Origin of the sequence: Paracoccus marinus, from assembly GCF_007018965.1 — a bacterium.
In the GTDB taxonomy this organism is placed as follows: Bacteria; Pseudomonadota; Alphaproteobacteria; order Rhodobacterales; family Rhodobacteraceae; genus Paracoccus; species Paracoccus marinus.
In genome coordinates this window covers 77,773-103,382 of record NZ_VJYZ01000005.1, presented here as the reverse complement: position 1 = coordinate 103,382, position 25,610 = coordinate 77,773, and the positions used below count along the sequence as shown (strand labels likewise).

Annotated in this window: 26 protein-coding genes and 2 tRNA genes; 9 read left to right on the top strand and 19 right to left on the bottom strand. The window is 70.4% G+C overall.

The window, feature by feature from the left end; translation table 11 throughout:
- Nucleotides 1-8 precede the first annotated feature (8 nt).
- Entirely contained in the window at nucleotides 9-986 is a 978-nt protein-coding gene (pip, locus tag FNF32_RS03105; protein ID WP_131674625.1) for a prolyl aminopeptidase, read from the bottom strand.
- Nucleotides 987-1,035: 49 nt separating this feature from the next.
- On the opposite strand from pip, the gene ubiG reads away from it, so the two are divergent.
- Nucleotides 1,036-1,791, top strand: coding sequence for a bifunctional 2-polyprenyl-6-hydroxyphenol methylase/3-demethylubiquinol 3-O-methyltransferase UbiG (gene ubiG, locus FNF32_RS03100; RefSeq protein ID WP_131674602.1), 756 nt, complete (start codon nucleotides 1,036-1,038; stop codon nucleotides 1,789-1,791).
- Nucleotides 1,792-1,812: 21 nt separating this feature from the next.
- Here the strand turns inward: ubiG and FNF32_RS03095 are convergent, their stop codons facing one another.
- The 5 genes from FNF32_RS03095 to FNF32_RS03075 form a co-directional block, all read right to left on the bottom strand.
- Nucleotides 1,813-2,262: a MarR family winged helix-turn-helix transcriptional regulator gene (locus tag FNF32_RS03095; protein WP_131674603.1), complete on the bottom strand. Its 450-nt coding sequence runs from the start codon at nucleotides 2,260-2,262 to the stop codon at nucleotides 1,813-1,815.
- Nucleotides 2,259-3,137: a carbon-nitrogen hydrolase family protein gene (locus FNF32_RS03090; RefSeq protein WP_131674626.1), complete on the bottom strand. Its 879-nt coding sequence runs from the start codon at nucleotides 3,135-3,137 to the stop codon at nucleotides 2,259-2,261. Before FNF32_RS03090 ends, FNF32_RS03095 begins: the two co-directional genes overlap by 4 nt.
- Nucleotides 3,138-3,164: 27 nt before the next feature.
- The gene (grxC, locus tag FNF32_RS03085; RefSeq protein WP_131674604.1) at nucleotides 3,165-3,422 is read right to left on the bottom strand and encodes a glutaredoxin 3; all 258 of its coding nucleotides are present in this window, start codon (nucleotides 3,420-3,422) and stop codon (nucleotides 3,165-3,167) included.
- Nucleotides 3,423-3,455: 33 nt separating this feature from the next.
- The gene (locus FNF32_RS03080; RefSeq protein ID WP_246087655.1) at nucleotides 3,456-4,325 is read right to left on the bottom strand and encodes a glucosamine kinase nucleotide-binding domain-containing protein; all 870 of its coding nucleotides are present in this window, start codon (nucleotides 4,323-4,325) and stop codon (nucleotides 3,456-3,458) included.
- Between the two features lie 166 nt (nucleotides 4,326-4,491).
- Nucleotides 4,492-4,938: a pyridoxamine 5'-phosphate oxidase family protein gene (locus FNF32_RS03075; RefSeq protein WP_131674606.1), complete on the bottom strand. Its 447-nt coding sequence runs from the start codon at nucleotides 4,936-4,938 to the stop codon at nucleotides 4,492-4,494.
- 204 nt (nucleotides 4,939-5,142) lie between these two features.
- Between FNF32_RS03075 and FNF32_RS03070 the strand changes: the two genes are divergently transcribed.
- The 4 genes from FNF32_RS03070 to FNF32_RS03055 all read left to right on the top strand — a co-directional run bounded on the left by FNF32_RS03070 (nucleotide 5,143) and on the right by FNF32_RS03055 (nucleotide 9,679).
- On the top strand, nucleotides 5,143-6,252 hold the full coding sequence (locus FNF32_RS03070; RefSeq protein WP_131674607.1) for a carboxynorspermidine decarboxylase: 1,110 nt from the start codon (nucleotides 5,143-5,145) through the stop codon (nucleotides 6,250-6,252).
- 42 nt (nucleotides 6,253-6,294) lie between these two features.
- On the top strand, nucleotides 6,295-7,524 hold the full coding sequence (locus FNF32_RS03065) for a saccharopine dehydrogenase family protein (RefSeq protein WP_131674608.1): 1,230 nt from the start codon (nucleotides 6,295-6,297) through the stop codon (nucleotides 7,522-7,524).
- Nucleotides 7,525-7,702: 178 nt separating this feature from the next.
- The gene (locus FNF32_RS03060; protein ID WP_246087654.1) at nucleotides 7,703-9,205 is read left to right on the top strand and encodes an AI-2E family transporter; all 1,503 of its coding nucleotides are present in this window, start codon (nucleotides 7,703-7,705) and stop codon (nucleotides 9,203-9,205) included.
- A gap of 33 nt (nucleotides 9,206-9,238) precedes the next feature.
- Nucleotides 9,239-9,679, top strand: a complete 441-nt coding sequence (locus FNF32_RS03055; RefSeq protein WP_221930643.1) for a cupin domain-containing protein — start codon at nucleotides 9,239-9,241, stop codon at nucleotides 9,677-9,679.
- A 3-nt stretch (nucleotides 9,680-9,682) separates the two neighbouring features.
- On the opposite strand, the gene rpe is transcribed toward FNF32_RS03055, so the two are convergent.
- The 8 genes from rpe to FNF32_RS03015 form a co-directional block, all read right to left on the bottom strand.
- Nucleotides 9,683-10,369 (bottom strand): ribulose-phosphate 3-epimerase, encoded by a 687-nt coding sequence (gene rpe / locus FNF32_RS03050; RefSeq protein ID WP_131674609.1) that lies wholly within the window; start codon nucleotides 10,367-10,369, stop codon nucleotides 9,683-9,685.
- 124 nt (nucleotides 10,370-10,493) lie between these two features.
- A complete protein-coding gene (locus FNF32_RS03045; RefSeq protein ID WP_131674610.1) occupies nucleotides 10,494-11,552 on the bottom strand; it encodes an AI-2E family transporter in 1,059 nt (352 codons plus the stop codon).
- A 111-nt stretch (nucleotides 11,553-11,663) separates the two neighbouring features.
- Nucleotides 11,664-13,214 (bottom strand): class I adenylate-forming enzyme family protein, encoded by a 1,551-nt coding sequence (locus FNF32_RS03040; RefSeq protein WP_131674611.1) that lies wholly within the window; start codon nucleotides 13,212-13,214, stop codon nucleotides 11,664-11,666.
- A gap of 22 nt (nucleotides 13,215-13,236) precedes the next feature.
- A complete protein-coding gene (locus tag FNF32_RS03035; protein ID WP_246087653.1) occupies nucleotides 13,237-13,653 on the bottom strand; it encodes a PaaI family thioesterase in 417 nt (138 codons plus the stop codon).
- An 8-nt stretch (nucleotides 13,654-13,661) separates the two neighbouring features.
- Entirely contained in the window at nucleotides 13,662-14,660 is a 999-nt protein-coding gene (locus tag FNF32_RS03030; RefSeq protein WP_131674613.1) for an acyl-CoA dehydrogenase family protein, read from the bottom strand.
- Between the two features lie 14 nt (nucleotides 14,661-14,674).
- Nucleotides 14,675-15,871: an acyl-CoA dehydrogenase family protein gene (locus FNF32_RS03025; protein ID WP_131674614.1), complete on the bottom strand. Its 1,197-nt coding sequence runs from the start codon at nucleotides 15,869-15,871 to the stop codon at nucleotides 14,675-14,677.
- An 11-nt stretch (nucleotides 15,872-15,882) separates the two neighbouring features.
- Nucleotides 15,883-17,058 carry an acetyl-CoA C-acyltransferase gene (locus FNF32_RS03020; protein ID WP_143796468.1) on the bottom strand — a complete coding sequence of 392 codons (1,176 nt, stop codon included), beginning with the start codon at nucleotides 17,056-17,058 and terminating at the stop codon, nucleotides 15,883-15,885.
- Nucleotides 17,055-19,163, bottom strand: coding sequence for a 3-hydroxyacyl-CoA dehydrogenase NAD-binding domain-containing protein (locus tag FNF32_RS03015; RefSeq protein WP_131674616.1), 2,109 nt, complete (start codon nucleotides 19,161-19,163; stop codon nucleotides 17,055-17,057). Before FNF32_RS03015 ends, FNF32_RS03020 begins: the two co-directional genes overlap by 4 nt.
- A 238-nt stretch (nucleotides 19,164-19,401) precedes the next feature.
- Between FNF32_RS03015 and FNF32_RS03010 the strand changes: the two genes are divergently transcribed.
- A complete protein-coding gene (locus FNF32_RS03010) occupies nucleotides 19,402-19,701 on the top strand; it encodes a GNAT family N-acetyltransferase (protein WP_131674617.1) in 300 nt (99 codons plus the stop codon).
- A 35-nt stretch (nucleotides 19,702-19,736) separates the two neighbouring features.
- Here FNF32_RS03010 and FNF32_RS03005 read toward each other — a convergent pair.
- Nucleotides 19,737-19,813, bottom strand: a tRNA-Arg gene (locus tag FNF32_RS03005).
- A 98-nt stretch (nucleotides 19,814-19,911) separates the two neighbouring features.
- Here FNF32_RS03005 and FNF32_RS03000 point away from each other — a divergent pair.
- Nucleotides 19,912-20,934 (top strand): LacI family DNA-binding transcriptional regulator, encoded by a 1,023-nt coding sequence (locus FNF32_RS03000; RefSeq protein WP_131674618.1) that lies wholly within the window; start codon nucleotides 19,912-19,914, stop codon nucleotides 20,932-20,934.
- 33 nt (nucleotides 20,935-20,967) lie between these two features.
- Here FNF32_RS03000 and FNF32_RS02995 read toward each other — a convergent pair whose 3' ends face one another.
- The 4 genes from FNF32_RS02995 to gltX form a co-directional block, all read right to left on the bottom strand.
- Complete coding sequence (locus FNF32_RS02995) at nucleotides 20,968-21,333, bottom strand: chaperone modulator CbpM (protein WP_246087652.1); 366 nt, start codon at nucleotides 21,331-21,333, stop codon at nucleotides 20,968-20,970.
- Nucleotides 21,330-22,274 carry a DnaJ C-terminal domain-containing protein gene (locus FNF32_RS02990; protein ID WP_131674619.1) on the bottom strand — a complete coding sequence of 315 codons (945 nt, stop codon included), beginning with the start codon at nucleotides 22,272-22,274 and terminating at the stop codon, nucleotides 21,330-21,332. The genes FNF32_RS02995 and FNF32_RS02990 overlap by 4 nt, the downstream gene beginning before the upstream one ends.
- Nucleotides 22,275-22,501: 227 nt before the next feature.
- A tRNA-Met gene (locus tag FNF32_RS02985) sits at nucleotides 22,502-22,575 on the bottom strand.
- A 128-nt stretch (nucleotides 22,576-22,703) separates the two neighbouring features.
- Complete coding sequence (gene gltX / locus FNF32_RS02980; RefSeq protein WP_131674620.1) at nucleotides 22,704-24,038, bottom strand: glutamate--tRNA ligase; 1,335 nt, start codon at nucleotides 24,036-24,038, stop codon at nucleotides 22,704-22,706.
- A gap of 115 nt (nucleotides 24,039-24,153) precedes the next feature.
- Between gltX and FNF32_RS02975 the strand changes: the two genes are divergently transcribed.
- On the top strand, nucleotides 24,154-24,561 hold the full coding sequence (locus FNF32_RS02975) for a metallopeptidase family protein (protein ID WP_131674621.1): 408 nt from the start codon (nucleotides 24,154-24,156) through the stop codon (nucleotides 24,559-24,561).
- The gene (locus FNF32_RS02970; protein WP_131674622.1) at nucleotides 24,558-25,538 is read left to right on the top strand and encodes a 1-phosphofructokinase family hexose kinase; all 981 of its coding nucleotides are present in this window, start codon (nucleotides 24,558-24,560) and stop codon (nucleotides 25,536-25,538) included. Before FNF32_RS02975 ends, FNF32_RS02970 begins: the two co-directional genes overlap by 4 nt.
- Nucleotides 25,539-25,610: the final 72 nt, after the last annotated feature.

Here is a 25,610-nt window from a genome sequence, read left to right as displayed (position 1 = left end):
CCCGGCGCTCACCCCCGCGCGCCCAGATCGGCCACGGCGCGGACCAGTTCGGCCGCGATGCGCGGCTCGCTCATCGCGTGGCCCGACGCGGGCACCATCCGCAGGTCGCAGCGCGCCCAGCCATCGGCCAGGTCCCACGCGGCCTTGGGCGGACAGACCATGTCATAGCGCCCCTGCACCACCACTGCCGGAAGGTGGTGGATGCGGTCACGGTCGCGCAGCAACTGCCCCTCGTCCAGAAAGCAGCGGTTGACGAAGTAGTGGCTTTCCAGCCGCGCGAAGGCGCGGGCGTAGTTCGGGGCGGACATGCCGCTGGACCCCGTTTCCAGCGCCGCCAGCACGTTTTCCCACGCGACCCAGGGCAGCGCAAAGCGCGTCTCGATCTCGGGGTCGCCGCAGAACAGGCGGCGGTGATAGGCGGCGATCAGGTCGCCGCGCTCATCGTCGGGGATCGGGGCGCGGAAGCGGTTCCACAGCTCGGGCCAGAACCGGCCCGCGCCGCCGCCATAGAACCAGTCGAGTTCTTCCTGCCGGGCCAGGAACACGCCCCGCAGCACCAGCCCGCCCACGCGCGCGGGCCGCGCCTGCGCATAGGCCAGCGCCAGCGTCGATCCCCAGCTGCCCCCGAACAGAAGCGCCGGGCCAAGGTCCAGCCGGTCCGCGATCAGGTCGATGTCGGCGATCAGGTGGGACGTGGTGTTGTGCGCGATGTCCGCGTGCGGGCGCGAGCGGCCGCAGCCGCGCTGGTCGAACAGGATGACGTGCCAGCGATCGGGGTCGAAGAAGCGCCGCATCACCGGGCTGCACCCGCCCCCCGGCCCCCCGTGCAGCACGATGGCCGGGCGGCCCTGTGGATTGCCGCATTGCTCGACATAGATCTGGTGGCCGTCGGGGGTGGACAGCATGTCGCGCGCGAACGGCTCGACCATCGGATAAAGCCGGTCCGATGCCGATGACGCGCCGATTTGCCCTGCCCGATGGTTCATGTTGCCGGTATACACGCGCCCGACAGGGCAGGCCAGAAGGGGCGAGACGATGACCACCGCAGGACCCGGGGCGCGATCCAGCATCGACCCTGCCGAGATCGAGAAGTTCCAGGCGATGGCCGCCGAGTGGTGGGACGTGGACGGCAAGTTCAAGCCGCTGCACATGCTGAACCCGACCCGGCTCGACTACGTCACCGGCCAGATCGCGGCCGAGTTCTCGCGCGACCTGACCGCGCCCCTTCCGTTCGAGGGGCTGCGGGTCTTCGACATCGGCTGCGGCGGCGGGCTGATGGCGGAGCCGATGGCGCGGCTTGGGGCCGAGGTCACGGGCGCGGACGCAGCCGACGGCAACATCGCGGTGGCGCGGCTTCATGCCGAGCAGTCGGGGCTTGCGATAGACTACCGCGCGACCACGGCCGAGGCGCTGGTGGCCGAGAACCTGACCTTCGACGTGGTGATGGCGCTGGAGATCGTGGAACACGTGGCCGACCCGCAGGACTTCGTCGCGACCTGCACCCGGCTGCTGCGCCCCGGCGGGGTGCTGGTCATGTCCACGCTGAACCGCACCCCGCAAAGCTTCGCCGCGGCGATCGTGGGCGCGGAGTGGGTGATGCGCTGGCTGCCACGCGGCACCCACGACTGGAACCGCTTCATCAAGCCGGGCGAGCTGGCCGCGATGTTCGACGCGGTCGGCGCCAATGTCGTGGACCGGGCGGGGATGGTGTTCAACCCGGTGCGCTGGTCATGGTCGCTGTCGCGGCGCGACCTGTCGGTGAACTATCTGATGACCGGGATCCGGTCCTGATGCGGTCCGCAGGGCGAGGCCTCAGACCTCGTCTTCCAGCCGTTCGCGCAGGCGGCGCATCACCGGCATCATAGCGCGGACCTCGTCCACGCCGATGTCGCGCACGACCTCGCTCAGCCGCGGCAGCAGCGCGGCCAGCGCCGCGTCGCGGGCGGCGCGGCCCGCAGGGCTGATCGACACGAACTTGCGCCGCGCGTCGTCCCAGTCGGGGCGGATATGGACGTGACCGGCCCAGTCCAGCCGGGCCAGCGTGTTCGTCATCGCGCCGCGCGTCACCCGGAACGCCTGCGCGAGCTCGGCCGGCGTGCGCTCGCCGTTCAGATGCGCGAGCAGGTTCAGGACCGAGAAATGCGACAGCTGCATCCCCCGCGGCAGCGCCCGGGTCGCCATGCTGCGGGCCAGCTGTTCGCTGTTCATCAACTCGGCGAAGAGGGCGGCGGCCAGCGCCCTTGTGGGCGCGGGGTCGGTCATCGCGCCACGCCTTCGGGGCCGAAGATCACCGGGTCATGCCGCCACGCCGGGATGCGCGCGCGGGCGTCCGCCACCTGCGACAGGTCGATGTCCACCAGCGTCACCCCGGGTTCGGTCCCGGCGTCCGCCAGCACCTCTCCCCACGGCGCGACGGCCAGCGAATGGCCGTGGCTGCGGCGCGGGCGGGCGTCGGGGGAATGCGGCGCGGGGTGGGTGCCGCACTGGGCCGCGGCAAGGACGAAGCACCCCGTCTCGATCGCGCGGGCGCGCAGCAGCACCTCCCAATGCGCGGCGCCGGTGGTGTCGTTGAACGCGGCGGGCACCATCAGGACGCGGGCCCCGGCCTTGGCCAGCCGCCGGTAAAGATGGGGAAAGCGCAGGTCGTAGCAGACCGTCATCCCGATCGGCAGGCCGTCCGGCCCATGGGCCAGAACGGCCCGGTCGCCCGCGCGGAACGCCGCGCTTTCGCGGTAGGTTTCGGTCGCCGAAACCGTCACGTCGAACATGTGTATCTTGTCGTAGCGCGCGGCGATCCGGCCATCGGGCGCGATCAGGAAGCTGCGGTTGACGAAGCGCGGATCGGCCGAAGCGTCGTCCGTATCCCCGTCCTCGCCCTTAAGCGAGATCGACCCGACGGCGATCCACACGCCCAGCCGCGCCGCGTCCGCGCGCAGCGCCGCAAGGGTCGGGTCGCGCGCCTCGGGGTAAAGCAGCGCCGCCTGCCGGGCGCGGTCGGGGGTCAGCAGGTTCGTGGCCTCGGGCGTGCAGACCAGGGTCGCGCCACGGCCCGCCGCCTCGACCACCATCGCCCGCGTGGGGCCCAGGTTCGCGGCCGGGTCGTCGCCGACGTTCAGCTGCACCAGCGCAGCATTCAGGACCTCGGCCGCCTGCCGCGTCACCGCTCACAGCCCCAGAAGCGCGTCCAGCTTGCCCTGCCGGTCAAGCGCGTGGATGTCGTCGGACCCGCCGACGCCGCGCCCGTCGATGAAGATCTGCGGCACCGTGCGGCGGCCGTCGGCGCGCTGCATCATCTCGGCCCGGCGCTGCGGGTCGGCGCCCACGTCGATCGCGTCGTAGCTGACGCCCTTCTTGTCCAGAAGCCCCCGCGCCGCGTGGCAATAGGGGCAGCTGCGGGTCAGGTAGATCTCGATTTTGGCCATGGCGGTTCCTTCCGGGCGGTTACGTCACAAAACCTATGCACGCCCACCCGGTTCCACCAGAGCGGGCCGGGCCAGCAGCCCGCGCGCCAGGCTCAGCGCCCCGTCGAGCGGCGTGCCAAGCGGCGGGCGCACCTGCCAGCGCCCGCCGAGCCGCGCCGCGTACACCGGCCCCAGCCCGCCGGTAAAGGCGACCGGCAGCGCCTGATCCGGCGGTTGCAGCCGCGCGATATAGGTCGAAACATGCGCCTCGCCTTCGGTCAGCACGTCGATCGCGGCGGGGTCGTCGGCGTTCCCGGCGATGTCGCGGGCGAGCGCCGCGAACTCGGCCCCGCCGGCGGTCCGGGCAAAGGCGATGATGCCCCCGACGCCGCCCATGCGGTCTAGGACGGCGTCGGTCAGGGCGGTGCGCCGTTCGACCCCGTCATGAGCGCGCAGCGTGCGGGACAGCAGGCGCTTGCCGCACCACGCGCCGCTCGCCTCGTCCCCCAGAACGGGCCCACGGCCGCCGATCACCGTGGCCTCGCCTTGATAGCGGCGCATGAAGACCGAGCCCGTGCCGATCGCCGCGACGATCCCGTCCACGTCCCCCAGCGCGCCCTGCAGCGCGGTCCGGGCGTCCTGCACCACCACCGCGCGCGCGAACGGCAGCCGGCCCGGCAGCCAGCCGTTCGCGTCCGTGACCTCGGCCCCGGCGAGGCCCAGGCAGGCCACGCAATCGGCCGGATCGCGCCCGCCAAGCGCCGCCAGCGACACGGCGAGGATCGACGCGACCGCGCCTTCGCGGTCGGACATGACGTTCGCGGGGCCGCCATCGGCCTGCCCCACCACGCGGCCCTCGCCGTCGGCCAGCACGGCCCGGCAGCCGGTGCCGCCGCCATCGATCCCCATCACCCACTGCGCCACGTGCATCCTCCTTGAGCCCGGCCCTTCAACCCGCCGATGCGGGGCCGGTCCGTTTCCGCGCGGATCATGCAACCGCCGCGGCGCCAACGACAAGACGACGCCGGGCAAAAGAAAGGAAGCGCTACGGCCGTAGCGCCCCCTTCCCGCTCAACCTCGCGGTCGCGGTTCAGCTTTCCAGATCGACGACTCCGTTGCCGACCCGGCCCCACGTCTCGGCCTCGACCGCGCTGACCTGGATCAGCGTCAGGCCGGGCGTATCGATCCCGTCCGGGAACCAGCGGTTCAGGTCCTTGGTCCAGTGCTGCTTGAACAGCGCCTTGTCGTCGCGGTGCAGGAGGGCGCGGCCGCGCAGCGAAATCCAGCTGTCCTTGGACTGGAAGTCCAGCATCACCGTGGGATCTGCCTCAAGCTGGGTCACCTTGCGGGTGTCGCCGTTCGAGAAGAACCAGTTGTCGCCGTCCCAGTCCACCTGCGCGTTGTTCGACATGGGCCGGCTGCACAGACCGCCGTCGTCCAGCGTGGCCATGACGCACAGGTCCAGACCGGCCATCGCCTTGGCCAGTTCCTGCCGGGTCGGCGGATCGTCGTGATCGGTGTTCTTGCTGAACAACATGGGCAGGCTCGCTTTCGGTCTGGGGGTGAGGGTTGTCATCGGGGAACGCGGCCGGTCGATTGTCGTTCCGTCACCCTTCCGTCACGGTCGGTTGCCTAGGGTGGCCCGCGCCCCTATATCACTGCCTTCGTTTTTTTCCGGGCCGCGCCGATGCCGCCGCCTGCCCCCTCGCGCCCGCCCCCCGCGCACCGGAGTATCCGCCCCATGCCCGCGACAGCCGCACCCCCGACGCCGTTCTACCTGATCGACCGCGCAAAGCTGCAGGCGAACATGGACAAGATGGTCCGCCTGCGCGAGCGGTCGGGGGCGCGGGTTCTGCTGGCGCTCAAGTGCTTCGCGACCTGGGGGGTGTTCGACCAGATGGCGCAGTCGATGGACGGGACCACGTCGTCCTCGCTTTACGAGCTGCGGCTGGGGCGCGAGACGTTCGGCCGCGAGACGCACGCCTATTCCGTCGCCTGGGCCGATCACGAGATCGACGAGGCGGTGGGCTACGCCGACAAGATCATCTTCAACAGCCTGGGCCAGCTTGACCGGTATGCCGACCGCGCCGCCGGGATCGCGCGCGGGCTGCGGCTGAACCCGCGCTTTTCGACCAGCGGCTTCGACCTTGCGGACCCCGCGCGGCAATTCTCGCGCCTGGGCGAATGGGACATGGCGCGGCTGGAACAGGCGCTGGACCGGATCAGCGGCGTGATGATCCATTACAACTGCGAAAACCGGGACTTCGACCTGTTCTCGGGCCAACTCGACCGGATCTCGGCCGAGTTCGGGCCGTTCCTCGAACGGCTCGACTGGGTCAGCCTTGGCGGTGGCATCCACTTCACCGGCGAGGGGTATCCGCTGGACGCGCTCGCCCGGCGCCTGCGCGCGTTTTCCGACAGGTTCGGGGTGCAGGTGTATCTGGAACCGGGCGAGGCAAGCATCACCGGCACGACGACGCTGGAACTGTCGGTCCTCGACATCCTGAACAACGGCAAGGACGTCGCCGTCGTGGACAGCAGCATCGAGGCGCACATGCTGGACCTGCTGATCTACCGCGAGAACGCGAAGCTGCCGCAGGCGGGCGCGCATGAATACCAGATCGCGGGCAAATCCTGTCTTGCGGGCGACATCTTCGGCGACGCGCGGTTCGACCGCCCGCTGGCCGTGGGCGACCGGATCAGCGTCCAGGACGCGGCCGGTTACACGATGGTCAAGAAGAACTGGTTCAACGGCGTGGCCATGCCCGCCATCTGCATCCGCGAGACGGACGGAACGATCACCGTCCAGCGGACCTTCGGCTACGACGACTACCGCGCCTCGCTGTCCTGAGCGCGCCGATCCCTGACCACATCCTGAAAGGAAACCTCTGCGGTGGAAAAACCCAACGTCCTCATCATCGGCGCCGGTGGCGTGGCCAATGTCGTGGCCCACAAGATCGCGCAATGGGCCGACGAATTCGGCAACATCCACATGGCGAACCGGACCCGATCGCGGGCCGACGCCGTCGTGGCCGACATCGTCGCCAAGGGACATCTGGGCCGCCGCACCATCGCCACCCACGCGCTGGACGCGATGGACGCGGGCGCGGTCGCCGCGCTGATCCGCGACACGGGCGCGCAGATCGTCGTCAACGTGGGCTCGCCCTTCATCAACATGACCGTGCTTCAGGGCTGCATCGACACCGGCGCCGCCTATATCGACACGGCCATCCACGAGGACCCGGCCAAGGTCTGCGAGACGCCGCCGTGGTACGGCAATTACGAATGGAAGCGGCGCGAGGCCTGCGCGGCGGCGGGCGTCACCGCGGTCCTGGGCGCGGGCTTCGATCCGGGCGTCGTCAACGCCTATGCGCGGCTGGCCGAGGACGAATATTTCGACCGGATCGACTCCATCGACATCGTGGACATCAACGCGGGCTCGCACGGGCGCTACTTCGCTACCAACTTCGACCCCGAGATCAACTTCCGCGAATTCACCGGCACGGTTTACAGCTGGCAGGGCGGCGCGTGGCGCGAGAACGAGATGTTCGAGGTCGGGCGCGAATGGGACCTGCCGGTCGTCGGCAAGCAGACCGCCTATCTGTCCGGCCATGACGAGGTTCACAGCCTGTCGTCCCGCTACAAGGACGCGGACGTGCGGTTCTGGATGGGCTTCGGCGCGCATTACATCAACGTGTTCGGCGTGCTGAAGAACCTCGGTCTGCTGTCGGAACAGCCCGTCACCGTCGAAGGGCAGCAGGTCGTGCCCCTGAAGCTGGTCAAGGCGGTTCTGCCCGACCCGGCGACGCTTGCCCCGGACTATACCGGCAAGACCTGCATCGGCGATCTGGTGCGGGGGACCCGCAACGGCCAGCCGGGCGAGGTCTTCATCTACAACGTCGCCGACCACGAGGAGGCGTATGCCGAGGTCGGCAGCCAGGGCATCAGCTACACCGCGGGCGTGCCCCCGGTCGCCGCGGCGATCCTGATCGCGCGCGGGCAGTGGGACGTGAAGCGGATGGTGAACGTCGAGGACCTGCCGGCGCGTCCGTTCCTTGAACTGCTGGGCGAAATGGGCTTGCCCACGCGGGTGATCGACGCCGAGGGCGACCGGCCGATCTGACCGAACGGGGGGGCGGCGGCGGCGGCGCGCCGGTCCCAGCTCGTGATGCTTTACGTCAGCGTCGCGCCCCCCGCACTGACATTCAGCAATCTCAACGGGCGGAACCCCCCGTGGCGGCCCGCGTTCTGCCCCGCGCAGGCCTCGTCGAAGGCACGCTTGCCACCCGGAAGGACTGCCGTTGGCCCAGACCGTCCCGCCAAAGCAGCCCGACCGCCCGCCCAAACCACAGGCGGCCCCGCTGCCTGCCCACGCGCCCGGCGCGCGCGCAGCAAGCAGCCGGGCGACCGCGCGCAGGGGGCACCACGGCACGAACTGGCCGGTCCTCGGAGTCTTCCTCATCCTCGCCTTCGGCTTCGTGGCCGAGGCGCGGGCGTTCCTGATGCCCGCGACGCTGGCCATGCTTCTGTTCTTCGTCTTCGTGCCGTTCCGCCGGATGATGGCGCGGATCGGCGTCGGGCCGCCCTGGTCGGCCGGGATCGTCAGCCTGGGGCTGGTGCTGGCGACGCTGAGCTTGGGCTATTCGCTGGCCGGTCCGATCGGATCGCTGATCGCCAACAGCGACCGCATCGGCGCGCAGGTCGAGGATCGCTATGCCGAGATCCGCGAACGCTTCCGCGGGCTGGAGCATGCGGCCGCCAAGATCGACCAGTTGGCGCAGGGCGGCGAGACCGAAGGCGATGCCGACCAAGGCGCGCCGGACAGCGCCCCCGCCGACCCGGTGTCGGCCTTGCAGCGCACCCCCGCCCCCACCACGTCGGCCACCGCAACCGTCACCAACACCCCGCCCGGCGCGCCCCCGCAAAGCGTCGAGGTGACGGTGGACAGCAACCCCGGACCCAGCGCGATCCAGCGGATGCTGACGCTTGGCCCGGAAATCATCAGCCAGATCGTGTTCACGCTGGTGCTGCTCTACTTCCTGCTCGCGTCTGGCGACCTGATGTATCTCAAGATCGTGCAGAGCTTCGATTCCATCACCGACAAGCGCGCGGCCTACCTGACGCTGCGCGAGATCGAGGACAGCCTGGGCCGCTACCTCGGCTCGATCACGCTCATCAACGTGGGCCTTGGCGTGGCGATCGGGCTTGCGATGTGGGCGTGGGGGATGCCCGCGCCGCTGCTCTGGGCGGTGGCCGGGTTCGTCCTGAACTACATCCCCTATATCGGCGCGATGGCGGGCACGATCGGGGGCGTGATCGTGGCGCTGCTGGTGTTCGACGACATGACGCGGCCGCTGCTGGTCGGGCTGACCTTCCTTGCGCTGACCTCGCTCGAAGGGCAGTTCGTCACCCCGCAATTCGTGTCGCGAAGGTTGCAGCTGAACGAGGTCGTGGTGTTCCTGACCGTGGCCCTGTGGGCATGGCTGTGGTCGGTCCTGGGGATGGTGGTCGCGGTGCCGACGCTGGTCGTGCTGCGGGTGCTGTGCGACCACATCCCGCGGCTGGAAAAGTTCGGCAACTTCCTTGCCGGCGAGGCGTCGCCCCAGTTCGAGGACGAGACCGAGGACGAGGCGCGCGAGATCGTCGAGGCGGGCGAGGACGCGCCCGAGCCCCAGCAGGCCGTGGTCGCCACCGCCGAGGTCGTGGTTGAGCGCGTGCTGGCCGACGCGGACGTAAGCGCCGACCATGACCCTGACCTTCACCCCCGCCCGCAGGCGGTTTCCAGCGTGCGCCCGGCGCAGTAGCCTTTGCCGAACACGCAAAGCGAAGGGGCCGCCGTGACCGCGACAGACTGGAAAACCCAAGGCATCCGCGTGATCGCCCCGCACACGCGGTCGGGCGATACGCCCGACACCCGCGGCATGAACCGGCAGGTCGCCATTTCCGGCGCCCGCACCGGATCGCAGGCGCTCTGGGCGGGCACCAACCACATCCGTCCCGGCACCATTACCGGCCCGCATCACCACGGCCCGCTGGAAAGCGTGATCTATGTCGTCAGCGGCACCGCCCTGATGCGCTGGGGCGACCGGCTGGAGTTCATCACCAGGGCTGGCCCCGGTTCGTTCCTGCTGGTGCCGCCCTTCATGCCGCACCAGGAACTGAACGCCTCGGACACCGAGGACCTGCATTGCGCGCTGGTCCGCAGCGGCCCCGAGGAGATCGTCGTCAACCTGCCCGACATCGAGATCGAGCCCGACCCCGAGTGGATCAAGTTCTGAGGCTCAGTTGGCGGCGACCGCTTCGCGGATCGCGCGCATGTTGCGGCCATACACCTCGGGCGCGTCGGCCGAGCCGCCGCTGAACACCGCCGAGCCCGCGACCAGCACGTCCGCGCCAGCCGCCACCACCAGCGGCGCGGTCACCGGATCGACGCCGCCGTCCACCTGGATGTGGATCGGGCGGTCGCCGATCAGCGCGCGTAGCTGGGCGATCTTTTCCACCTGCGAGTGGATGAACTTCTGCCCGCCGAAACCGGGGTTCACGCTCATCACGACAACCATGTCGCACAGGTCAAGGACGTGGCGCACCGCGTCGGCAGGCGTGCCGGGGTTCAGCGCCACGCCCGACATCTTGCCGGTGGCCCGGATCGCCTGAAGCGTGCGGTGGATGTGCGGCCCGGCCTCGACATGGGCCGAGATCAGGTCCGCGCCCGCGTCGGCATAGGCCTGGATGAAGGGATCAACCGGCGCGATCATCAGGTGCACGTCCATGAAGGTCGTGACGTGGCGGCGGAACGCCTTGACCGCCGGGGGGCCGAAGGTGAGGTTCGGCACGAAGTGCCCGTCCATCACGTCCACATGCACCCAGTCGGCGCCCTGATCCTCGATCGCGCGGATCTCGCGCCCGAAATCGGCGAAGTCGGCGGACAGGATCGACGGCGCTATCCTGATGCGGCGATCGAAGGTCATGGCTGCGTCCTTTCAGCGGCCGCTGTCATGTCGGCGGCGGTGACCCGATAAGGCCGCGCGGCGAAAAAATAAACCCCCGCGGCCCCGCGACGAGGCGGCGCAGACGGCACTGCCGGGCGTCCGGTCAGGCGTCGGCCTTGCCGTCGCGCCTGCGCGCCTTTTCCTCGGCCATTTCGATCGTCGGGTCCTCCAGGATGCCTTCGACATAGATCATGCGGACCAGCACCATCAGGACCAGAAGCAACGGCGTCGCGACCAGCACGCCCACGAACCCGAACAGCACCCCGAAGGCGATCACCGACAGCACCGTCAGCACCGGCGGCAGCGAGTTCGCGCGCTTCTGGATGATCGGCTGCAGGATATTGCCCTCGATCTGCTGGATGACGGCAAACAGGATCGCGGTATAGATCGCGGTCTGGGGCCCGTCGGAAAACGCCAGCAGCACCGCGGGCGCGGCCCCGATCCACGGGCCGATGAAGGGAATGAAGTCGGCGATCCCTGCGATGATCCCCAGCGCGAGCCACAGCGGGATGCCCAGCATCCACAGCCCGGCGGCGGTCAGCACCGCGACCGCCATCATCGACAGCCCCTGCCCCAACAGCCAGCGCCACAGTCCCTGCCCCAGCGCGTCCATGATCTCGATCGCGCGGGCGCGCTTGTCCATCGGGATCAGATGCAGGACGCCGCGCCGGTAAAGCTGCGGATCGGCGGCAAGGAAGATCGCGACCATCGCCACGACGATAAGGTTGGCTGCGCCATTCACGACCGTGGACAACGTGCCCCGGACCGCACCGAACAGGTTCAGGCCCTGCCCCGGCTCTTCCTGCGGCATCATCTCGCGCAGGCGCTGAACCAGCGGCTGCCCCTCGAGCGCGTCGCGAAGCTTGGTCAGCGCGCCGGGCAGCGAACCGGCGAGCTGGCCCAGCTGTTCGGCCAGCTGCGCGCCGAGAAAGTAGAAGCCAAGGCCGATCGCGGCCAGCAGTGCCAGCACGACGACGCCCAGCGCGGCGCCCGCCGACAGGGGCGAATGGCTTTGCAGCGCCAGCGCCAGGTGCCGTAGCAGGACCGCAAGCAGCAGCCCGAAGAACGCCAGCAGCAGCACGAAGGCCAGCTTCCACAGCGCCAGCGCAAGGGCGACCATGAGCAGCGCGACGAAGATGACGGCGGGAATGGAACGGGGCATGGCGGGCTTTCGGCGGAGAGCTGTGGCGTGGTCCTGACCTATGCCTGCGCGGGGGGACGGGTTCCGGCGCCGCGACGAAATGAGGGCGTCGTGGCGGGGTGGCGTGGCGTTCTAGCTTTCGCGATGACCCCGCGTCCCTGCGCCCGCTTCCAGTTCGCGCGCGAAGGTCGCGGCCAGCTGCGCCTTGAGGATCTTGCCGGTCGGCGCGGCGGGCAGCGAGGTGGCAAGGACGATCCGCGAGGGCAGCTTGTAGGACGACAGCCGCTCAGCCGCGAACTCGCGCAGCGCGGCCTCGGACACGGCGAGCGGGTCGCGGACCTGGCAGAAGGCCAGCACCTCCTCGTCCACCGCCTCATCTCCCGCCTCGACCGTGCGGCCGATCACGGCGGTCTGCACCACCGCCGGATGTTCGTTCAGCGCCGCCTCGACCTCGGGCGGATAGACGTTGAAGCCGCCCCGGATGATGAGCTCGCGCGCGCGGCCGGCGATGTGAAGGTTGCCGTCCGCGTCGAACCGCCCCAGATCGCCGGTGCAGAAGAACCCGCCCGCATCAAAGGCGGCGGCCGTCGCCTCGGAGTTGCGGAAATAGCCGGGCATGACGTTGGGGCCGCGCACCAGGATCTCGCCCACGCCGTCGGTTCCGGCGTCGCGCAGCCGCACCTCGACACCGGGCAGCGGGCGGCCGACGCTCACGTCAGGGATGCCCTTGGGGCAGGTCGTCACCGTCACCCCTGCGGTCGTCTCGGTCAGGCCGTAGCCGTTCTGCAGGGCGGTGCCATAGAACGCCTCGGCCCGCCGCTTCCAGTTCGGGTCGAGCGGCGCTGCCCCCGACGAGACGTAGCGCAGGATCCCGGTCGTCAGCCGCGCGATGCCCTGCGCCGCCGCCTCGGCCATGATGAGCGCGTGCATCTGCGGCACGGCCGGCAGCACGGTCACGTCCTCTTGCAGCGCCGCGACCACGGCGGGTGCTGAAAAGCGCGGCGACAGGCGCAGCTCGGCCCCCGCGATCAGCGCCGCGACCATCATCGAGGTCAGGCCGAACACATGCGTCATCGGCAGCACGCCCAGGATCACGTCGGACGGGACCATCTCCCGCGTCCAGGCCGAGGCCCCGCCCCCGAACAACAGGTTCGCGTGGGTCAGCATCACGCCCTTGGGCGTGCCGGTGGTGCCGGTGGTGTACAGGATCACGGCGGTCTGGCCGGGGTCCGGCCGCACGGGTTCCGCCGTCGATGCCTGCCGCGCGTCGGTGATGTGCAGAGGCCCGAGCGGCGTTGCCCAAGGTGCCGCCGCCGCATCGCTGGCGTGACCGGCCGCAGGCGGCGAGACGTTCGACAGATATACGGTCAGGCGCGGGTCCGCGTGGGTCGCGATGCGGGCGAGTTCGGGGGCCGTCATCCGCGCGTTGACCGGCACCGCAACCGCATCCAGCCGCGACGCGGCAAGGATCAGCCCGACCAGCGCCGCCGCGTTCTCGGCAAGGACCAGCAGCCGGTCGCCGGGGCCAAGCCCACGCGCCGACAGATCGGCGGCCAGCGCATCGACCGCGCCCGCCAGCGCGCCGAATGTCACGCGGACCCCGTCGTGGTCGCGCAGCGCCCAGGCGTCGGGGCGTTCCCTGCGCTGGCGGTCCAGCACCTCGTGGACGCGGGACATGGTCATCGTCGGTCCTTTCTGCCCGCCCTCAGCGCGGCGCGCCGTGGCCTTCGGGCACCCGCTTGAACACGCCCGCCGCCGTCGCGATCAGCGTGCCGTCATCGTGGATCAGCTCGCCCGCCACGAACAGAAGGCTGCGCCCGCCCCCCGTGACGCGGCCGGCGGCCGTGACGCCGCCCGCGCGCCCCGGGGCGATGAAGTCGATGGAAAGCGAGACGGTCAGGAACGGCTTCAGCCCGGTCTCGTCGATTGTCAGGCTGGCGGTCGCCCCGCAGGCGCTGTCCAGAAGCGTGGCGGCGATGCCGCCGTGCAGGACGCCATGGCGGTTGGTGTGGCGGTCGTCCGCGACCAGCCGGCACCGGGCGCGTCCGTCCGGCTGGCCCACGTCGAGGGAAAAGCCGATCAGCCGCTGGGTGCCGGTCTCGTTCTCGATCAAGCCGGTCATTCCGCCACTCATCCGGCGGACAACGCAATGAAGCGTTCAAGGTGGTGGTCGCTGTCGCCGAACCGCGCGTCCGCGGCGATCAGGCGGCGGGCCATGGGGGCGAGTTCGTATTCCTCGGTCATGCCGATGCCGCCGTGAAGCTGGATCGTTTCCTCGGCCACGTACAGCGCGACCCGCCCCACCAGCGACTTCGTCGCCGCGACATGCCGGTCGCGATCGGGCGTGTCCAGGTTGCCCGCAAGGTTCCACACGGCCGAGCGGGCCTGCTCGACCTCGGTCAGAAGGTCAGCCATCCGGTGCTGGATCGCCTGGAAGGACCCGATCGGGCGGCCGAACTGCTTGCGGGTCCTGAGGTAGTCGGTCGTCAGCTCGACCGCCCGTTCCATCACCCCCAGCGTGTCGGCGCAAAGCGCAAGGATCGCGGCGGCGCGGGGCGCGTCCAGCAGCGAGGCGTCCCCGATCCGGCGGGCGGGCGTGCCGGTCAGGATCACCTCGGCCGCGCGGCCGCCATCCATCAGGGGATAGCCGCGCATGGCGAGCCCGTCGGCGGGCGCGATCACCAGGTACAGCCCGTCGGTCGCAAGGACGATCAGGTGGGTCGCATCCTCGGCCCCTGCGACGATGGTCTTTTCGCCGGTCAGCAGGCCGTCCTGCGCGGCGGTCCGCACGGTGCCGTCGAACCGCTGCCCCGGCTCGTCCAGCGCGACCGCGATCCGCGCGGCGCCGGTGGCGGCGGCTTCGGCCAGATCCAGCTCTCCGACCGCGGCGAGGATCCCCGCGCCCAGCACGACGCCGTCCAGCAGCGGCGTCACCGCCACCGCGCGGCCCAGCGTGCGGAACACCATCAGGATGTCCGGCCCGGTGCCGCCGAAACCGCCCGCATCCTCGGGCAGAAGCGCGGCGCCCGCGCCCAGGTCGAACAGCGCGGCGGCGGCCGCGCCCCGGTCGAGCGTGCGGGCCAGGCTTTCGCCCAGCATCGTCTGTTCCTCGGTGAATGCGAAATCCATCGCGCGCGCGTCCTTCACAGCCCCAGCAGGGACTTGGCGATGATCCCGCGCTGGATTTCGTTCGAGCCGCCATAGATCGACAGCTTGCGGTTGTTGAGATAGGCGCGGGTCGCCGCCGCCGCGTCGGGCGGGCCGGGGGGCGCGTCGTCGCTCGCGCCCGCGATCGCCTCGGACGGAAAGGCGAGCGCCCAGGGGCCGACCGCGCGGCGCGTCAGGTCGTTGATCGCCTGCCGGATCTGCGTGCCCTTCAGCTTGAGCATCGAGCTTTCGGCACCCGGCGCCTGTCCCGCCGCCGCCTGCGCCAGCATCCGCAGGTTGGTCGTGGACATCGCCATCAGGTCGATCTCGACCGCCGCCATGCGCGCCGCGAACAGCGGGTTTTCGGACAGCGGCCGTCCGTTCGCCACCTGCGCCCGCGCGATCCGCTTCAGCGATGCCAGCGCCGCCGTCGCGAAGCCCACGCCCGCGATGTTGGTGCGTTCGTGCGTCAGCAGGTACTTGGCGTAGGTCCAGCCCTTGTTCTCCTCGCCCACGAGGTTCTCGACCGGCACCCGCACGTCGTCGAAGAACACCTCGTTCACCTCGGGCGTGCCCTCGAGCAGGACGATGGGGCGGACGGTGATGCCGGGGCTCGCCATGTCGATCAGAAGAAAGCTGATCCCTTCCTGCGCCTTGGCGGCCGGGTCGGTGCGGACGAGGCAGAAGATCCAGTTCGCGTGCTGGCCAAGCGTCGTCCAGGTCTTCTGCCCGTTGACCACGTAGTGGTCGCCGTCACGCACCGCCGTCGTCTTGACTGATGCGAGGTCCGATCCCGCGCCCGGTTCGGAATAGCCCTGACACCACCAGTCCTGCCCGTTCAGGATGCGCGGCAGGAAGCGGTCCTGCTGTTCCTTCGACCCGAACTTCTGCAGCACCGGCCCCAGCATGGCGAGGCCGAAGGGCACGACGCGCGGGGCGTGGGCGAGCGCGCTTTCCTCTTCGAAGATATGGCGCTGGATCGCGGTCCAGCCGGCGCCGCCGAACTCGACCGGCCAGTTGCCGGCCAGCCAGCCGCGCTCGCCCAGGGTCGCGTGCCATTCCTCGTACTCGGCCTTGGTCAGTTCCTGGTGCAGGCGGCCCTTGTCGGCCAGCCCTTCGGGCAGGCGGTCCCGCAGGAACCGGCGGACCTCGGCGCGGAACGCCTGATCCTCGGGGGTGAAGCTCATGTCCATGACGGACCCTTTCAGAAGATTTCGATCAGCCCCGCCGCGCCCTGACCGCCGCCCACGCACATCGTGACCACGCCCCATTTCGCGCCGCGCCGCCTGCCTTCCAGCAGCAGGTGCCCGGCCATCCGCGCGCCGGTCATGCCGAAGGGATGGCCGATGGCGATGGAGCCGCCGTTGACGTTGTATTTCTCGGGGTCGATCCTCAGGCGGTCGCGGCAGTAAAGTGCCTGGCTCGCGAACGCCTCGTTCAGTTCCCACAGGTCGATGTCGTCGACCGTTAGGCCCGCGCGTTCCAGCAGGCGCGGAACGGCGAAGACGGGGCCGATCCCCATCTCGTCAGGCTCGCAGCCCGCGACGGCGAAGCCGCGGAACGCGCCGAGCGGCGTCACCCCCTCGCGCGCGGCGCGGTCCCCGTCCATCACGACCAGCGCGGCGGCGCCGTCCGACAGCTGGCTGGCGTTGCCCGCGGTGATGAACTTGTCGTCGCCCTTCACCGGCTTCAGGCCCGCCAGCCCCTCAAGCGTGGTGGACGGGCGATTGCATTCGTCGCCGGTCAGGGTGAAATCCTCGTGCGTCGTCTCGTTGGTCGCCTTGTCGATCACCGCGCGCGTGACGCCGATCGGCACGATCTCGTCCGCGAACTTGCCCGCCTGCTGCGCCGCCGCGATGCGCTGCTGCGAGCGCAGCGAGTATTCGTCCTGCGCCGCGCGGCTGACGCCGTAGCGCGCGGCCACGATGTCGGCGGTGTCGATCATCGGCAGGTACAGGTCGGGCCTGTGTTCCTCGATCCATGCCTCGCGCGAATGGCGCACCGGCGGCTGGACCAGGCTGATCGATTCCACCCCGCCCGCAAGGATCGCCTGCGCGCCCTCGGCCCGGACCATGTGCGCGGCCATCGCCAGCGCCTGCAGGCCCGACGCGCAGAAGCGGTTGACGGTCGCGCCCGCGATGCCGACGGGCAGGCCCGCGCGGACGACGATCTGGCGGGCGATGTTCCCGCCAGTGACATATTCGGGATAGCCGCAGCCCCAGATCGAATCCTCGATCAGCGCCGGGTCGATGCCCGCGCGCTCGACCGCGATCCGGGCGACGTGGCCGCCCATCGCCGCGCCGTGGGTCAGGTTCAGGCTCCCGCGCCCGGCCTTGCCGATGCCGGTGCGGGCGGTGGAAACGATGACGGCGTCGGTCATTGGGCGTCCTTTCCAAGATCGGCGAAGCGGCCGCCGCTTTCGGCGAGCCGGGCCAGCAGCGGCGCTGCCTGCCAGAAATACGGGTCATCCTCGGCGTAGCGGGCGATGTCGGCGGCGATCGTGCCCAGACCCTGCGCGTCCGCCCAGTGCATCGGCCCGCCCTTGCCACGCGGGAAACCGTAGCCGTGAAGCAGCACGACGTCGATGTCGGACGCGCGGGCGGCAATCCCTTCGTCGAGGATCTTCGCGCCCTCGTTCACCATCGCGGCCATGTAGCGTGACCGGATCTCGTCGTCGGTAAAGTCGCGCGGGGTGATCCCCAGTTCGGCCCGGATGCCGTCCAGCATCGTCCCCATCTGCGGGTCGGGGCGACCTTGCGGCGACTGGTTGTCATAGATGTAATAGCCGCGCCCGGTCTTGCGCCCCAGCCGCCCCCCCTCGGCCAGCCGGTCGGCAAGGACGGGCACCCGCTCGCGCGGGTCGCGGGTGGCCGCCTTGCGCTGGCGGTTCGCGTAGCCGATGTCGAGACCGGCAAGATCGCCGACCTGATAGGGCCCCATCGGAAAGCCGAAATCCGCGACCGCGCGGTCCACCTGATAGGGCGAGGCGCCGTCCAGCACCATGTGGTCGGCGGCGGCACGATAGGCCGACATGATGCGGTTGCCGATGAAGCCGTCGCAGACGCCCGCGCGGACGCCGATCTTGCCCATGCGCTTGGCAAGGTTGAAGGCGGTCGCCACCACGTCGGGCGCGGTGCGGTCGGCGACCACGATCTCCATCAGCCGCATGACGTTCGCGGGCGAGAAGAAATGCAGCCCGATCACGTCCTGCGGCCGGCCAGTGGCGGCCGCGATCTCGTTCACGTCGAGATACGACGTGTTCGTCGCCAGTACCGCGCCGGGGCGGCAGATGCCGTCGAGCGTGGCGAACACCTCGCGCTTGACGTCCATGCTTTCGAACACCGCCTCGATCACCAGATCGGCGTCGCCGAGCGCCGCATAATCCGTCACGGCGCGGAACCGGTCCGCCATCATCGCGTCGCGGTCGGCGGCCGAAAGCTTGCCGCGCTTCACCGCGCCGTCCTGCATCGCGGCCACCCCGGCGGCGGCCTTGGCGGCGGCGGCCGTGTCGCGTTCGATCAGCGTCACGTCGAGCCCCGCAGCCAGCGCCGAGGCGGCGATGCCCTGCCCCATGGTGCCGCCGCCGATCACGCCGATCCGGTTCACCTCGCGCGGGGTTACGCCCTTCAGGTCGTCCTGCTGCGCCGCGCGCCGTTCCGAAAAGAAAGCGTGGATCATCGCCGCCCGCTCGGGCGTCTGCATCAGGTCCATGAAAGCCCGCCGTTCCACAGCCACCCCTTCGGCAAACGGCAGCGCCAGCCCTTCGGCGATGGTGTCGAGCGCCCGAAGCGGCGCGACCTGCCCGCGCGAGGCCTTGGCGACCTTGCCGCGCCAGCTTTCCACGACCTGCGGATCGACGGTGGGCGCCGCCACGTCCGACAGGCGTCGCCCGGCCGCCCCTTCGGACAGCAGCCGCCGCGCATGTGCGATCCCGGCCGCGCGCGGGTCGGTTCCGTCCGCCAGCGCGTCGATCAGCTTCATCCGCAGCGCCTCGTCCGCGCCGATCTGGCGGCCCGAGGTGACCATGTCGATCGCCGCCTCAAGCCCGACCGCGCGCGGCAGCCGCTGAGTCCCGCCCGCGCCGGGCAGCAGCCCCAGCGTCACCTCGGGCAGGCCCAGACGGGTGCCGGGGACGGCGACGCGCGCATGGGCGCCCAACGCCACCTCAAGCCCGCCGCCCAGCACCGTCCCGTGCAGCGCGGCGACGATGGGCTTGTCCGATGCCTCGATGGCGTCGATGACGTCGGGCAGGAAAGGCTCGACCGGAGGTTTGCCGAACTCGGATATGTCGGCACCGGCGATGAAGGTGCGCCCGGCGCAGCAGATCACCGCGATCCGCGCCCCAGCGTCTGTCGCGAAGTGCGCGACGGCGTCGGACAGGCCCCGGCGCACCGCCGCCGACAGCGCGTTCACGGGCGGGTTGTCGATCTCGATCAGGGCGATCTCGCTCTCGCGGTCGTAGCGCACGGGATTGGCGGGGGTCATGGTCATGCCTCTTTGCGCGACAGGTTGGATGCGCGTCGGGCATGGTTTCCACGGAACGCACGGCTTCGGCAAGGCGCGACGCCATCCCGGCGCATTCTTGCCCGAAGTTCAATGACGGTCGTAAGCGCGGGATGGCAAGCCGATCCCGCCAGTTCCAGCGGCCGACCCAAGGGGTGGATCGCGGCGGCGCAATGCAGCAGACTGCGCCTGCACCGATCCCGACCAAAGGCCCGATCCAATGACCGAACCCACGATCACCCGCGAAGACGCAGGCCAGCGGGGCGGCCGCTACGTCGCCCGCATCGACGGGCAAGAGGCCGAGCTGGTCTTTTCCCGCCAGGGCGACACTGTCACCGCCGACCACACCGGCGTGCCGTCCGCGCTGGAAGGCCGGGGGATCGGCTCGGCGCTGCTCGACGCGCTGCTGAGCGACGCGCGGGCCGAGGGCTTTCGCATCCTCCCCCGCTGCAGCTTCGTCGCCGCGCAGGCCAGGCGGCACCCGGAATGGGCGGACCTGTTCGTGGGGGATGCGGGCTGAGGCGCGCGGTTCGCGCAGCGGTCGGGCGTGAAACATGGTGACCCCGACAGGACTTGAACCTGTAACCTGCCCCTTAGGAGGGGGCTGCTCTATCCAGTTGAGCCACGGGGCCGCCGCCGGATAGATGCCTGCCTGCGCGCGCTTTGGCAAGCTTGTCGCACGGGCCGTCATGCGCTAACGCCGGTGAACACGAACTCAACGGCTGCGCGAATGACACCGCAAAGACCACGCCGAACCCTGACGCTGCGCGACGTGTCGGACGCCGCGGGCGTCAGCGAGATGACCGTCAGCCGCGTGCTGCGCAACCGTGGCGACGTGTCGCCCGCCACGCGCGAGAAGGTGCTGACCACCGCGCGGTCGATGGGCTACGTGCCCAACAAGATCGCGGGCGGGCTGGCGAGCCAGCGGGTGAACCTGGTCGCGGTCGTGATCCCGTCGCTGTCGAACCTCGTCTTTCCCGACGTGCTGGGCGGGATCTCGGCCGAGCTCGAGGATACCGGGCTGCAGCCGGTCGTGGGCGTCACGAACTACGCGCCCGCGCGCGAGGAAACGGTCCTTTACGACATGCTGAGCTGGCGCCCGTCGGGCGTGATCCTGGCCGGGCTGGAACACAACGCCGCCGCCCGCGCGATGCTGGCGAACGCGCAAATCCCGATCGTCGAGATCATGGACGTGGACGGCGCGCCGATCGACACCGCCGTGGGCATCAGCCACGACCGCGCGGGCCGCGACATGGCGGGCGAGATCCTGCGCGCGGGCTATCGCCGGATCGGCTTCATCGGCACCCACATGCCCGAGGATCACCGCGCCCGCAAACGCCTCGCGGGGTTCGAGGGGGCGCTTGCGGACGCGGGCGTGGGGCTGTCCGCGCGCGAGTTCTACCAGGGCGGATCGTCGCTTGCGAAGGGGCGCGAGCTGACCGAACGGATCCTCGCGCGCGAGCCGGCGCTGGATTTCCTCTACTACTCCAACGATATCATCGGCGCGGGCGGGCTGATCTGGGCGCGCGAGAACGGGATCGACATCCCCGGACGGCTGGGGCTTGCGGGGTTCAACGGGGTGGACCTGCTGGACGGGTTGCCGGTCCGGCTGGCCACTACCGACGCGCGGCGGCTGGATATCGGCAGGCGGGCGGCGCGGATCGTCGCGGGCAAGGACCCGCGCCCCGATGACGGGATCGTGGCGCTTGCGCCGACCTTCATGCCCGGCGACACGATCCGGCGGGTGCGCTGAGGGGCGGTCGCCCGTCGCCCGCGGCGGGCCCGGCTATTCGTCGGTGATGATCGTCACCCGCGTCTCGCGGATCACCTGGCGCAGCCGGGCGCGGGTCTCGGGCGCCTCGGCCGCCACCGCCTCGAGCATTGCGCGCATGTCGCCGCGCAGGCCGTTCAGCTGGTCGATCAGCGACATCACCATCGCCACGCCGTCCGCATCCAGCGCGTAAAAATCCTCGAGTTCCAGGATCAGGCGCAGCCGCGCCACGTCGATGTCGCGAAACAAGGGCCCGGCCGCAGAGGTGACCGGCACGACGACCTCGGACCGGATCAGCGCGTCCAGCTCGGACTCGGTCAGGTCGGGCAGCGCGTCCAGAATCTCCGCGCGGGTCATCGGATGTGCGACGCCGTCGGTCATGACTGCACCCCCTTGCGTGGATCGTAGGCGTTGTCGGCGCGCCAGCCTTCGATGAACCGGGCCAGCTCGTCGTCGATGCGGGGCGGCATGACGATCCGCAGCTCGACATGCTGGTCGCCGCGGGTGCCGTTCGCGCGCTTGAGCCCGCGCCCGCGCAGCCGCAGCCGCTGCCCGCTGCTGGCGCCCCTTGGCACCGTCAGCATCACCGGGCCGTCGATCGTCGGCGCCTCGACCTTGCCGCCCAGCACCGCCTCGTCCAGCGCGATGGGCAGGATCGTTTCCACGTCGTCGCCGTTGCGGCGCCAGTCGGCGTCCTCGGCCACGGTGATCGACAAGAGCGCGTCGCCCGCATCCGCGTTCCCCATCGCCGGGCCGCCCTTGCCGCGCAGGCGGATCGTCTGCCCGTCACGGGTGCCCGGCGGGATCTGCACGTCGAGCGCATGGCCGTCGGGCAGCGTGATCCGCGTGGTCCCGCCGCGCGCGGCGGTCATGAAGTCCACTTCCAGCGTGTAGCGGTGGTCCGACCCGCGCATGTCGAAGCTGCCCGCGCCGCCGCCCGGCCAGCCCGCCCTTCCGCCACCCGCACCTGCGCCCGGGCGGGCGCGGCCGCCGAACAGGTCGTCGAACACGTCCGAGAAGTCGCCGTAATTCGCCTGCCCGCGATAGGGGTTGTCGCCCGCTTCCGCGAAGTCGCGGTAATAGCGGCGCTGCGGGCGTTCCTGCCCCTGCGCGTCGATTTCCCCCCGGTCGAAGCGGGCGCGCTGATCGGCGTCCTTGAGCAGGTCATAGGCGGACGACGCTGCCTTGAACCGCTCGTGCGCGGCGGTATCGGCGGTCAGGTCGGGGTGATCAGTCTTGGCGATCCGCCGGTACGCCTTCTTGATCTCCGCGTCCGAGGCCGTCCTGGCCACACCCAGCGCGGCATAGGGATCGTCCGCCATCTCGCCCTCGTCTTGAACTCGACAGGAACGTAGTGGACGGAGGCGCGGTTGCAAGCGGGCTGTGTTCCAGCGGGGAACCGAAGGCTCACCAGAGAGGCTAGGCCATGGTGCCCGGCCAATTACATTGCAGGATGCGACGAACGAAGGGCGCACATGGAGCCCCTGCCCACGCGACGGACAACATTCCGCTGCAAGCGTTCAGATCACGAGAATATTGGATTTGCCCGTAGCGGAGGAGGGACTCGAACCCCCGACACGCGGATTATGATTCCGCTGCTCTAACCTACTGAGCTACTCCGCCACGGTCCGCGCGATGTAAGGCGCGGGCGCTGGGGCGTCAAGCGGGAAAACAGCGCTGACGGCGGGTGAAAATGGGCCTGCCATGCAGCGGGTCAGGACGGCGCCGGCGCTGCCCCGCGCGCCATCTGTTCAGGTCCTGGCCTTCGCGCGCACCACCTGCAGCAGCGGCATCAGGTCGCTCATCTCGGGGCCGTGCGCCTGCCCGGTCAGCGCCTTTCGCAGCGGCATGAACAGCCCCTTGCCCTTGCGGCCCGTCGCGTCCTTGACGGCGGCGGTCCATTCCGCCCAGCTCGTGTCGGTGTAGGGCGGCGGCGGCAGCAGGGTCAGCGCCTGCGCCACGAACTCGGCGTCCTCGGGATCGATCACGGGCTCCGCGCCCTCGCTGAAGATCACCCACCAGTCGGCGAGGTCGTCCAGCTTGGTGATGTTGTGGCTCGCCACCCGCCAGAAGCGTTCGGCCAGGTCGTCCGGCACGCCCATGCCGGCGATCCGCGCCCGGACCGCGTCGAAGGGCAGGTGCTGGTTGCGCTCACGTGTGAGCGGCCACAGGTCCTCGGCGTCGAACTTGGTGGGCGAGGTGCCGAACTGCGACAGGTCGAACCCGTCCGCCAGCTCGCCCAGCGTCATCTTCAGCTCGACCGGCTGGCTGGACCCCAGGCGCGCCATCAGGCTCAGCAGCGCCTCGGGCGCGACGCCGTTCTCGCGCAAGTCCTTGAGGGACAGGGTGCCAAGGCGCTTCGACAGCTCCTCCCCCTGCGGGCCGGTCAGCAGGCTGTGGTGGGCAAAGCGCGGCGGCGTGCCGCCGAGCGCCTTGATGATCTGGATCTGCGTCGCGGTGTTGGTGACGTGGTCCGCGCCGCGCACGATGTCGGTCACGCCCATGTCCACGTCATCCACCGAAGAAGCGAAGGTATAAAGCACCTGCCCGTCGGCGCGGATCAGCACCGGGTCGCTGACGGACGCCGCGTCGATCGATACGTCGCCGATGATCCCGTCCGGCCACTCGATCCGCTCAAGGTCCAGCTTGAAGCGCCAGTATCCCTCGCGCCCCTCGGCCCGCAGCCGCGCGCGGTCGTCGTCCGACAGGTTCAGCCCGGCGCGGTCATAGACCGGGGGCTTGCCCATGTTCAGCTGCTTCTTGCGCTTCAGGTCCAGTTCGGTCGGCGTCTCGAACACTTCATACAGGCGGCCCTTTTCACGCAGCCCGTCGGCGGCGGCGGCATAGCGGTCCAGCCGGTCCGACTGCCGTTCCACCCGGTCCCAGGTCAGGCCCAGCCATTCGAGGTCGCGCATGATCCCGTCGGCGTATTCCTGCTTCGACCGTTCCTGGTCGGTGTCGTCCAGCCGCAAGATGAAGCTGCCGCCCGCCTTGCGCGCGATCAGCCAGTTCATCAGCGCGGTCCGCAGGTTGCCGACGTGGATGTGCCCGGTGGGCGACGGGGCGAAGCGGGTGGTGGTGGTCATCTTGTCCTCGGGAGGGCAGCGGCGGCGGCCGCCGGTCGTTGGCGTCCGGTCTTTCACACGGGTCCGTTCTTGTCCATATCAGGGCCGGACGCGGACCAAGGGGGGACAGCCTGCGATGACCGAATGGACCGACGCGAGGGCGCCGTCGCTGGACGAGATCGAGGCGATGGCGCGCGAGGTTATGGGCCGCCTGCCCGACAGCTTCGCGCCGCACGCCCGGGACGTGGTCCTGAAGGTCGAGGACGTGGCCGACGACGACGTGCTGGACGAGCTGCAGATCGACGATCCGCTGGAGCTGACCGGGCTCTACGACGGCATCCCGCTGACTGAAAAGTCGGTCAGCGAGCCGCAGCACTTTCCCGACACGGTCTGGCTGTTCCGCCGCGCGATCCTGGACGAATGGGTCGAGCGCGGGAACGTCACCCTGACCGAGCTGGTGGCACATGTCGTCGTCCACGAGCTTGCCCATCACTTCGGCTGGTCGGACGAGGACGTGGCGCGGATCGACCGGTGGTGGGAATGACCGGCCCCCTTTCGGCGCTGGGGGCGCAGCCGCAGGCGCGGATCCTGACGGTGACGCTGAACCCGGCGCTGGATCTCGCGACCGAGACTGCCGAGGTGGTGCCGGAACTGAAGCTGCGCTGCGCGCCGCCGCTGGTCGATCCGGGCGGCGGCGGCATCAACGTGAGCCGGGCGATCGCGCGGATGGACGGGTTGTCCACGGCGGTCGTGGCGCTCGGCGGGCCAGCCGGCGCGCGGGTCGAGGCGCTGATGGCGGGGGCGCGCCTGCCGATCGTCCGGGTGGACGCGCCGGGCGACACGCGGGAATCGCTGTCGGTCACCGACCGGTCGACCGGGCAGCAGTATCGCTTCGTCCTGCCGGGCCCGGTCTGGGACGATGACGACGTCGCCGCCGCCTGCCGCGCCATCGTGGCCGAAGTGCCGCAAGACGGGATCGTCGTCATGTCCGGGTCGAACCCGCCGGGCGTGCCGGACGACCTGGCCGTGACGCTTGCGCGGCGGCTGCAGGATCGGGGCGCAAGCCTGGTGGTGGACACCTCGGGCGAGCCGCTCGCCTGCGTCGTCCGCGCCGCCGTGGGCGTATCGGTGCTGCGTATGAACGACGCCGAGGCCGAGGGGCTGGCGGGTCGACCACTACCCGAACGCGCAGACACCTCGGCCTTCGCGGCCGGGCTGGTGCACGCGGGCGTGGCGCGCGCGGTCATCGTGGCGCGCGGCCGCGACGGCAACATCATCGCCACGGCGGATGGGTGCTGGCACGCGGTCGCGCATGACGTGCCGATCGTCAGCAAGGTCGGCGCGGGGGACAGCTTCGTCGCGGGCTTCACGCTGGGCCGGGCGCGGGGCTGGGATGCGGGGACGTCGCTGGGGCTGGGGGCCGCGGCGGCGTCGGCCGCCGTGATGACGCCCGCGACCGAACTGTGCCGGCCCGAGGACGTGGCGCGGCTGTTCGACGCGCGGGTCGTCACCGCGCTTTGACCCTTGCCGAAACCGGCGCTTGCACGGCGCGCGGCGGCGGTGCATCCCGCAAGGGCCCCTGCCCGCTTCGTT

Coding starts and splice junctions, on each gene's coding strand:
- pip (WP_131674625.1), bottom strand. CDS start 986: ATGAACCATCGGGCAGGGCAAATCGGCGCGTCATCGGCATCGGACCGG.
- ubiG (WP_131674602.1), top strand. CDS start 1,036: ATGACCACCGCAGGACCCGGGGCGCGATCCAGCATCGACCCTGCCGAG.
- FNF32_RS03095 (WP_131674603.1), bottom strand. CDS start 2,262: ATGACCGACCCCGCGCCCACAAGGGCGCTGGCCGCCGCCCTCTTCGCC.
- grxC (WP_131674604.1), bottom strand. CDS start 3,422: ATGGCCAAAATCGAGATCTACCTGACCCGCAGCTGCCCCTATTGCCAC.
- FNF32_RS03075 (WP_131674606.1), bottom strand. CDS start 4,938: ATGTTGTTCAGCAAGAACACCGATCACGACGATCCGCCGACCCGGCAG.
- FNF32_RS03070 (WP_131674607.1), top strand. CDS start 5,143: ATGCCCGCGACAGCCGCACCCCCGACGCCGTTCTACCTGATCGACCGC.
- rpe (WP_131674609.1), bottom strand. CDS start 10,369: ATGACCTTCGATCGCCGCATCAGGATAGCGCCGTCGATCCTGTCCGCC.
- FNF32_RS03045 (WP_131674610.1), bottom strand. CDS start 11,552: ATGCCCCGTTCCATTCCCGCCGTCATCTTCGTCGCGCTGCTCATGGTC.
- FNF32_RS03040 (WP_131674611.1), bottom strand. CDS start 13,214: ATGACCATGTCCCGCGTCCACGAGGTGCTGGACCGCCAGCGCAGGGAA.
- FNF32_RS03035 (WP_246087653.1), bottom strand. CDS start 13,653: ATGACCGGCTTGATCGAGAACGAGACCGGCACCCAGCGGCTGATCGGC.
- FNF32_RS03030 (WP_131674613.1), bottom strand. CDS start 14,660: ATGGATTTCGCATTCACCGAGGAACAGACGATGCTGGGCGAAAGCCTG.
- FNF32_RS03025 (WP_131674614.1), bottom strand. CDS start 15,871: ATGGACATGAGCTTCACCCCCGAGGATCAGGCGTTCCGCGCCGAGGTC.
- FNF32_RS03020 (WP_143796468.1), bottom strand. CDS start 17,058: ATGACCGACGCCGTCATCGTTTCCACCGCCCGCACCGGCATCGGCAAG.
- FNF32_RS03015 (WP_131674616.1), bottom strand. CDS start 19,163: ATGACCCCCGCCAATCCCGTGCGCTACGACCGCGAGAGCGAGATCGCC.
- FNF32_RS03010 (WP_131674617.1), top strand. CDS start 19,402: ATGACCGAACCCACGATCACCCGCGAAGACGCAGGCCAGCGGGGCGGC.
- FNF32_RS03000 (WP_131674618.1), top strand. CDS start 19,912: ATGACACCGCAAAGACCACGCCGAACCCTGACGCTGCGCGACGTGTCG.
- FNF32_RS02995 (WP_246087652.1), bottom strand. CDS start 21,333: ATGACCGACGGCGTCGCACATCCGATGACCCGCGCGGAGATTCTGGAC.
- FNF32_RS02990 (WP_131674619.1), bottom strand. CDS start 22,274: ATGGCGGACGATCCCTATGCCGCGCTGGGTGTGGCCAGGACGGCCTCG.
- gltX (WP_131674620.1), bottom strand. CDS start 24,038: ATGACCACCACCACCCGCTTCGCCCCGTCGCCCACCGGGCACATCCAC.
- FNF32_RS02975 (WP_131674621.1), top strand. CDS start 24,154: ATGACCGAATGGACCGACGCGAGGGCGCCGTCGCTGGACGAGATCGAG.
- FNF32_RS02970 (WP_131674622.1), top strand. CDS start 24,558: ATGACCGGCCCCCTTTCGGCGCTGGGGGCGCAGCCGCAGGCGCGGATC.